Annotated in this window: 2 protein-coding genes; both read left to right on the top strand. The window is 60.5% G+C overall.

The window, feature by feature from the left end; all coding sequences use genetic code 11:
* Window positions 1–720, top strand: a 720-nt coding sequence (locus RR842_RS14640; RefSeq protein ID WP_332730304.1) for a DUF2268 domain-containing protein, incomplete at its 5' end; no start/stop codon positions are given.
* Window positions 713–1510: a MerR family transcriptional regulator gene (locus RR842_RS14635; RefSeq protein WP_332730303.1), complete on the top strand. Its 798-nt coding sequence runs from the start codon at window positions 713–715 to the stop codon at window positions 1508–1510. The genes RR842_RS14640 and RR842_RS14635, both read left to right, overlap by 8 nt.

The following is a 1510-nucleotide window of genomic DNA, read 5'->3' as shown; positions in this document are numbered from 1 at the left end:
CATCTTGTTCCCCGGAAGGTAGACGACGCGCAAGCGGAACATATCGGCCTGCTTTCAAACGATGCTCTTTGGCGCGACGCCGAACAGGCGATTCGAATGTCGCTGGCGTGCTTCGAAAGCTACGGCATCGAGCTTCCTGTGCAGGACTACCTGTTCACTCTCTTGCTTGCGGATGCAGAAAACGTCTACGTGCGCATGGCCGAGGGGTATTCTGGAGACGGCGGCATTCCGGGATATATCTTTGCGTGGCTGGTGCCCAACGAGTTCACGCTCGGGCGATTGCCAGCAGCACTTGCCCACGAGGCGAACCACAACGTGCGCTTCCAGTTCATCGCGTGGAAAAACGACATCACCTTAGGCGAGATGATAGTGAGCGAGGGGCTTGCAGAAAACTTCGCCACGTCGTTGTTCGGCGAGGCTCAAGCGGGGCCTTGGGTGGCGAAAACCGACCGAAAGACGCTCGACGAATGTATAAAGCCCGCTATCAGGCACAATCTGTCCGTACGTGGGCTCGATAATCTCAACTCCTACTTGTACGGAGACGAACTGGCAGCTTTGCAAGGTTTGCCAGCGGTAGGAATGCCCTATTGCGCAGGATACGCATGCGGGTATTATTTGGTAAAGCATTATCTGGAAAAAACAGGGAAGAGCATGGTGGAGGCGACCCTACTTCCCGCAGACGAGATCTTGGAAGCATCGGAGGGTTTTTGGCGTGAGTGACAAGCGTTCGAAAACATTGCGCGAACAGGCTCGGGCTTACACGCCGCACGAGTTGGCCGAGTTGTCGGGCTGCACGGTGCGCACGCTTCATCACTATGACGAGTTAGGCCTGGTGCGAGCTGAGCGCGGCGACAATAACTACCGCCGCTATGGGCCCGCCGCGGTCGACCGCTTGCAGCAGGTGCTGCTGTACCGCGAGGCCGAAGTGCCGCTGGCGGATATCAAGCGGCTGCTGGACGATCCGGCGTTCGATGCCCGTGAGGCGCTGTCGGGGCATCTGCGCGATTTGCGTTCCCGTCGGGAGCGCATAGACAAATTGATCGCAAGCGTGGAGAGCACGCTTGCCGGCATAGAAGGAGGCGCGCCCATGAGCGATGCCCAAAAATTCGAGGCGTTCAAGAAGGACCTGATCGACCAGAACGAGGAGAAATACGGCGAGGAAGTGCGTGAGCGCTGGGGCGAGGACGCTGCCGATGCGAGCAACGCCAAGATGGCGGGCATGACCGAGGACCAGTGGGGCCGCACCCAAGAGCTGCAACGCCAGATAAGCGAGGAGCTGCTAGCCGGCATGGAGGCGGGCGATCCTGCGGGCGAGCACGCCCAGCGCGCGGCCGACCTGCACCGCCAGTGGCTGTGCGCTTTCTGGAAAGACGGCACGTACTCCAAGCAGGCCCATGCCGGGTTGGCCGAGATGTACGTGGCCGACGAGCGCTTCAAGGCCCACTACGAGGCTATCGCCCCCGGCGCGGCGGAGTTCTTGCGCGACGCGGTGAAGGCGTACTGCGCGTAG

Origin of the sequence: Gordonibacter sp., from assembly GCF_036667095.1 — a bacterium.
GTDB lineage: Bacteria > Actinomycetota > Coriobacteriia > Coriobacteriales > Eggerthellaceae > Gordonibacter.
The sequence above is the reverse complement of the archived record's forward strand: the minus strand, read 5'-3'. Positions and strand labels throughout refer to the sequence as shown.